The organism is Mesorhizobium sp. M3A.F.Ca.ET.175.01.1.1 (assembly GCF_004791945.1).
GTDB lineage: Bacteria > Pseudomonadota > Alphaproteobacteria > Rhizobiales > Rhizobiaceae > Mesorhizobium.
The window spans coordinates 1-301 of the sequence record NZ_SRTP01000323.1; the positions used below are offsets into that span (position 1 = coordinate 1).

A 301-nucleotide genomic window follows, 5' to 3' on the forward strand; every position below is an offset into this window, starting at 1 on the left:
GACCGCATGACGCGGCCGACGGCCGCGATCTGCTTCGAAGTCCCACTTTCGCGGAGGTCGCCATGACCGAAGCCGCAGTCCGCAACTTCACCCTCAATTTCGGGCCGCAGCACCCGTCCGCGCATGGCGTGCTGCGGCTGGTGCTGGAACTGGATGGCGAGATCGTCGACCGCGCCGATCCGCATATCGGCCTGCTGCACCGCGGCACCGAGAAGTTGATCGAATACAAGAACTACCTGCAGGCCCTGCCCTATTTCGACCGGCTCGACCAGGTGGCGCCGATGAACCAGGCGCATGACTT

The 301-nt window shown here is 64.5% G+C and carries 1 pseudogene; it reads left to right on the top strand.

Features of this window, described 5'->3' with window-relative positions:
• Positions 1 to 62 precede the first annotated feature (62 nt).
• Positions 63 to 301: pseudogene (locus EN818_RS31825) on the top strand (NADH-quinone oxidoreductase subunit D); the annotation flags it as partial.